At 35.7% G+C, this 4867-nt stretch carries 3 protein-coding genes; 1 reads left to right on the forward strand and 2 read right to left on the reverse strand.

Annotated elements, in window-relative coordinates; all coding sequences use genetic code 11:
* Nucleotides 1-95: 95 nt before the first annotated feature.
* Both ccpA and ACH0B5_RS17675 read right to left on the reverse strand, forming a co-directional pair.
* Nucleotides 96-1094: a catabolite control protein A gene (ccpA, locus tag ACH0B5_RS17670; RefSeq protein ID WP_122973602.1), complete on the reverse strand. Its 999-nt coding sequence runs from the start codon at nt 1092-1094 to the stop codon at nt 96-98.
* 167 nt (nt 1095-1261) lie between these two features.
* Nucleotides 1262-2347, reverse strand: a complete 1086-nt coding sequence (locus tag ACH0B5_RS17675; protein ID WP_122973603.1) for a bifunctional 3-deoxy-7-phosphoheptulonate synthase/chorismate mutase — start codon at nt 2345-2347, stop codon at nt 1262-1264.
* Nucleotides 2348-2521: 174 nt separating this feature from the next.
* Between ACH0B5_RS17675 and pilM the strand changes: the two genes are divergently transcribed.
* Entirely contained in the window at nt 2522-4678 is a 2157-nt protein-coding gene (pilM, locus tag ACH0B5_RS17680; protein WP_341362485.1) for a pilus assembly protein PilM, read from the forward strand.
* Nucleotides 4679-4867 lie beyond the last annotated feature (189 nt).

Here is a 4867-nt window from a genome sequence, read left to right on the forward strand (position 1 = left end):
TTTTATTTCATTATAAATAAAAGTACCCTATAAGAGAGACCTTTTTTCAAGTGTCTTTCTTATAGGGTACATTTTATGTTGAGTTGTCCTTTTTATTATTTAACAGATTTTCGTTTTTCAATTCGGTGGGGAATAATTACGGATTGGTTATCAATCGTTTCTTTATTCATTATTTTCGTTAATAAACGCATAGCTACTGCCCCAATATCATATAAAGGAAATACTACACTCGTCAGCTGTGGACGTACCATACGGGCAAGTTTTGAATTTTCAAAACTAATCACTTCGATTTCGTCCGGAACTTTTCTTCCACTATCTTGAGCTCCATGAATAAGACCGATCGCTAATTCATCACTTCCTGCAAAAAAGGCAGTTGGTGGATTATCAAGGGCACTTAACGTTTCCCATGCTTCAATTCCACTGTCATACGTATCATCATCAGATACAATTAAATTTTCATCCAATTCCAGATTCGCATCAATAATCGCCTTTTTATAGGCTTCTAATTTGAACTTTGAATTAATGGTATATTGTAGAGGTCCAGATACGAAAGCAATACGTTTATGGCCATTTTCAATTAACATCTGTACCGCTTCATAGGACGCTTGGAAATAATCAATATTAACAGAAGCAAATTGATTCGATTCATCTACCGAACCAGCAAGTACGATTGGTACTGGAGAATGTTCCATTGACTGATGTAATTTAGGGGTAACTGCATCACTCATCATGACAATGCCATCTACTTGTTTACCAAGCATTGTATCGAGAAGTGTTAGTTCTTTTTCTTCGTTTTGATCGGAATTAGCTAAAATAATATTATATCGATACATTGTTGCAATATCTTCGATTCCGCGGGCAGCTTCTGCATAAATATTATTTGATATATCTGGAATAATTACACCGACAGTGGTTGTTTTTTTACTTGCTAAACCACGGGCTACTGCATTCGGTCGATATTCTAGACGTTCGATTACTTCTAATACCTTTTTTCTTGTAGCTGGTTTTACATTTTGGTTTCCGTTAACTACACGTGAGACCGTCGCCATTGAAACATTCGCTTCACGTGCAACATCATAAATCGTTACAGTCAAAGGATACGCCTCCTTTTATTGAATTAATATGTTCATCATACGATAATTTCCATTTCTTTTTCAATATAAAGCACATAATCTTCATAAAGATTCAATATTTGAAGCTTTTCATCCAATAAAAAACCCAAAAAGTATCCTATACATACTTTTTGGGTTTTTTAAAGAAATTATGCTTTATATTCATATTGTTTCATAAATTTTTGTATTTCATTATAGAAAGCATCGAATTGTGAAATATCCATTTGTTGTTGTGAATCAGACAAAGCAACAGATGGATCCGGATGCACTTCTGCCATAACCCCATCTGCACCAATCGCAATAGCTGCTTTTGCACATGGTAATAGTAAATCACGGCGTCCTGTGGAGTGGGTCACATCTACAAATACCGGTAAATGCGTTTCTTGTTTTAAAATCGGCACCGCCGAAATATCTAACGTATTACGAGTTGCTTTTTCATAAGTACGTATACCGCGCTCACAAAGGATAATATTTTCATTTCCTTTTGACATAATGTATTCAGCAGCATGAATAAATTCGTCGATTGTAGCAGCTAAACCACGTTTTAATAAAACAGGTTTATTTGTAGCACCAACTGCTTTTAATAATTCAAAGTTTTGCATGTTACGAGCACCAATTTGAATTACATCGACGTAATCTAAAGCCTCTTCAATATGAGTAGGTGTGACAATTTCCGTTACAACTGCTAAGCCGTATTCTTTCGAAATTTGTTTTAAAATTTTCAATCCTTCTAATCCGAGACCTTGGAAATCATATGGAGAAGTACGAGGTTTGTATGCTCCACCTCGGATTAATTTCAATCCTTTTGATTGGATAGAAGCAGCAACTGCTGCCACTTGTTCATAGGATTCTACAGAACAAGGACCAAATACAAACGTTGGATCGCCTACTCCTACTTTTTCATTATTAATTTCAATTACAGTATCTTCCGATTTTTTCTTACGAGATACAAGTAATTCCTTTTTCTTGTCTGCCTCTAATTGTTTTAAAGCCGTTTTGAAAATTTGTTTAAAAATATAATCAACCGTCATTTGATTTAACGGTCCTTTATTATGTTCTTTTAATAAATCTAACATATGTCGTTCACGAAGAGGATCGTATCGGTTTACCCCTTGTTTTTCTTTAATTTTACCAATTTCATTAACAACCTCAGCTCGCTCATTAATAAGACGTAGTATTTCGAGGTTTAAAGCATCTATCTGACTGCGAAGGATTTCTAAGTTTTTTTCACTCATTTCCTTTTCTCCTCTCTCTGTACCGAACTCTTTCAGAACGTTGAAATGTATGATACATTTGTTAGTGATAGTCCTATTATAGTCAACAATATTCATATTGTCACGCAATTTCAATTTAGCGCTTCAACTCGCTAAAGTTTTCTCTATATTCCCTTTGAAAGGAAGCGATTTCATTTGAGTTCCAAACTATTCGCTTTAGACATAGGTACCCGTTCTGTCGTCGGTATTATACTAGAAGAACAGGATGACCATTTCCATGTCATGGACATACTTATAAAAGAACATAAAGAACGGGCTATGGTAGATGGCCAAATACATAACGTGTTATATGTTGCAGAGTTAATTAAAGAAATCAAAAATGAGCTTGAAGAAAAACATGGCCCACTAACAAGGGTGAGTGTTGCCGCAGCTGGTCGTGCATTAAAAACCGAACAAGCAAGCGTTACGATTGATATAAAGAATCGTCCTATCTTTACCGAAGAAGATATAAATAGACTTGAGCTTCAAGCTGTTCAACATGCTCAACAACAACTCCTTTCCTCTAAGGAAGAGGAATCCTTTAATCATTATTATTGTGTAGGCTACTCAGTCCTATACTATAAGTTAGACGGTGAAGAAATCGGTAGTTTACTAGATCAGCAAGGCCATGAAGCGACAATCGAAGTAATTGCTACCTTCCTACCCCGTGTAGTTGTTGAATCGTTACTAGCTGCCCTTAAACGAGCAGATTTAGAAATGGAAGCATTAACTTTAGAACCGATTGCCGCTATTAACGTTTTAATTCCTCAATCGATGCGACGTTTAAACGTTGCCTTAGTTGATATCGGTGCAGGTACTTCAGATATTGCCATTACGGACAAAGGAACAATTGTTGCTTATGGTATGGTCCCTACAGCTGGAGACGAAATAACGGAAAGCTTAAGTGACCACTATTTATTAGACTTCCCAGTGGCAGAGATGGCAAAACGACAATTAGCAACGGAAGAAAACATACTTATTAAGGACATATTAGGATTCGATCAATTTTATCCAAGGGATGAAGTAATCCAAGCAATTCAACCGTCTATTCAAAATTTAGCTAAAGCGATTGGCACTGAAATTTTACGTTTAAACAATCAAACACCTCCAAAGGCAATTATGTTAGTGGGGGGAGGTAGTTTAACTCCTAATTTAACAAATGAACTATGTCATGTTTTGAACCTTCCTGCAAATCGAGTTGCCGTTCGTGGTATCGACGCCATTCAAAATGTAACAAAAGATGAATCAATCCCATCAACCCCTGAGTTAGTAACTCCTATTGGTATTGCGATTGCTGCAAAAAAGGCACCGATTCAGTACATGACGGTAACAGTGAATGATCAAGTTGTTCGTTTGTTTGAAATGAAGGAAATGACGGTTTCTGATGCCTTTTTAGCTGCAAATATACGGGCAAAACAGCTCTACGGTAAACCAGGACAAGGTATTTCCATCACTGTAAATGACCACGACATTTTTTTACCTGGAGAACATGGCGAACCAGCAACGATTGTTGTAAATGGAGAACCGGCGTCAACAAAGTCAATCATTCAAAATGGGGATTGTATCACATTAGTAGAGGGTAGACATGGAGAGGACGCTAAAGTAACTGTACGTGACATTGTGGACGATGCCCTATTTAAAAGTATTACGGTACAAGGAACCCTTTATCATATTGAACCTAAAGTAAAAGTAAATGATCAATACTGTTCCCTTGATTTAGAACTACAGGATCGTGATCGAGTTTACATTGAAACGATCGAAACGGTCGAAGACGTATTTAAACATATAAAAGCCATTGATCTATTGCATAAATTACAACCTTTTTGTATTCATGTAGACGGACAACCGATGTTTTTACAGGATTTCACACCAACCTTATTCATTAATGATAAACCAAGTAAACTTCACTATCCTGTTAAAGATGGTGACCGTATTAAAGTGGATGAAAACTCCCTTCCAACTGTAGAAATGATGATGGGTAAATTAAATTTATCATTAGAAGAAAAGATCATTGTCACTTTCCAAAATGAAACGGTGGAATTAACAAAACAATGCCATGAAGTATTACTTAATGGAACAGCTTTATCTCCTTCTTCTACAATTCGTAACGGTTCTACTATAACGATTGTAGAGAAGGAATCTAATCGATGGAGATTCCAAGATGTGTTCCGTTTTTCAAACTGGCAACTTCCCAAGGATTTTCAAGGTTATTTTACAATTTTAAGAAATGGGGAAGCTTCTTCCTTTGATGAAGAAATTTTTGGCGGCGACCATTTAGAAATTATATTATCGGAACATCCAATCCCGAATTAAATAATACTGTTTACAACAAAAAACTGCCCATTTCCATTTGTAAAATGTACCCTATAAGATAGACACTTAAAAAAAGTCTCTCTTACGGGGTATTTTTTTATTTATAATGAAAAAAACAATTAGATGGAGCAGAACTTATGTCGAAGAAATTATTTACTACTTATGAACAAAAATTACTTAAGAAAAATC

Origin of the sequence: Ureibacillus sp. 179-F W5.1 NHS, from assembly GCF_045369345.1 — a bacterium.
In the GTDB taxonomy this organism is placed as follows: Bacteria; Bacillota; Bacilli; order Bacillales_A; family Planococcaceae; genus Ureibacillus; species Ureibacillus halotolerans.

What these genes read in the sequence shown, in the direction of transcription:
- ACH0B5_RS17675 (WP_122973603.1), bottom strand. Translation starts at nt 2,347, where the DNA reads ATGAGTGAAAAAAACTTAGAAATCCTTCGCAGTCAGATAGATGCTTTA.